At 38.5% G+C, this 1,208-nt stretch carries 2 protein-coding genes; both read right to left on the reverse strand.

What is annotated here, in order from left to right:
• Positions 1–40: 40 nt before the first annotated feature.
• The gene (locus VF724_RS21230) at positions 41–346 is read right to left on the reverse strand and encodes a transposase (protein WP_371756228.1); all 306 of its coding nucleotides are present in this window, start codon (positions 344–346) and stop codon (positions 41–43) included.
• Between the two features lies 1 nt (position 347).
• Positions 348–1,100, reverse strand: coding sequence for an IS630 family transposase (locus VF724_RS21235; RefSeq protein WP_371756227.1), 753 nt, complete (start codon positions 1,098–1,100; stop codon positions 348–350).
• Between the last annotated feature and the right edge of the window lie 108 nt (positions 1,101–1,208).

Here is a 1,208-nt window from a genome sequence, read left to right on the forward strand (position 1 = left end):
TATAATTCATGACTAATGCCAGCTAATACTTTGTAAATTATTAGTAGATAAAGCTGCAAAGCCTCTTTATCTTAGCTGGATTCCTCATGATATTCATGAAGTATTTGGCTATAGCCTTAACAATATGCTGTATGCAATCAAACAAATAGTTATGGGTTACATTTTTGCGAATGTCTTTCCAAAGATGCTCAATAGCATTCAGCTCAGAACTATATGGCGGCAAATATTTAAGCTCAATTCTTGTGTCCGTAAGTTTTTCAATGAACTGCTTTACACGGTTTGTATGATGATACCTTACATTATCAAGAATAAGAACAATTCTCTTGTTAACATAACGTTTTGCCAGCTTATTTTAAAAAATCCTCGAAGCTTTCGGAATTTCCGGATTCTTCGGTAGAATAAATTACTTCCCCGGTTTTTGGGTTGCACGCACCAAAGATAACCTTGCGCTTACGAGAACCCTTGCTGTTTGTTTGTACAACAGGCTGCTTTCCTATCGGAGCCCATTTGCAAGTAGTAGTTGGTTCATCAGTGATAATGGCTTCATCCTCATAAAGGATAACTGTATCATCATCAGCATTGTCAACCAAATCCTTAAGCTCCTTTTTGAAAGCTTCCTGTTTTTCGGGATCTGCATTCTTGCACTGTTTTTTAGGCCTTTGCAGGGAGTAGCCTATTCTGTGAACTAAATCGTACAGGCTTCCTGCAGAATAGTTAACTCCAAACTGCTTGCTAATCCATATTTTCAAAAGGGGCATAGTCCAGTTGCTTTTATTGAAACCATGATCCCTGGGAGATTCCATCAGTACTTGATATACTTCCGCAAGCTGCTCTTTGTTAAGCCAACATTCGGGGCCCTTAGGTTTCTGAGGTATCAAACCGTCAAGGCCCAGTGCATTATAACGATTGAGCCACTCTCTTACTGTGGAATCAGAAGTATTCAATAATTCTGCTACTTTGAGGCTGGTGTAACCTTCCATGAACTTGAGCATAGCCAAGTAACGGATTTTGAGATTTCCATCGCCTGTTTCCCGGTAAAGCTGCTGAATTTGCTCATAGGTTGCATGCTTTATGTTTATCTCAACTTTTCTTCTACTCATAACATCAATATCTCCTTTATTGGGTACTGATATTATGATAATATAATCGCATCTGTTGTGCATTGGCAAATGCCGGCAATAAGCGAATAATCAACTTAAACTATATAG

This window comes from Ferviditalea candida (assembly GCF_035282765.1).
Lineage (GTDB): Bacteria > Bacillota > Bacilli > Paenibacillales > KCTC-25726 > Ferviditalea > Ferviditalea candida.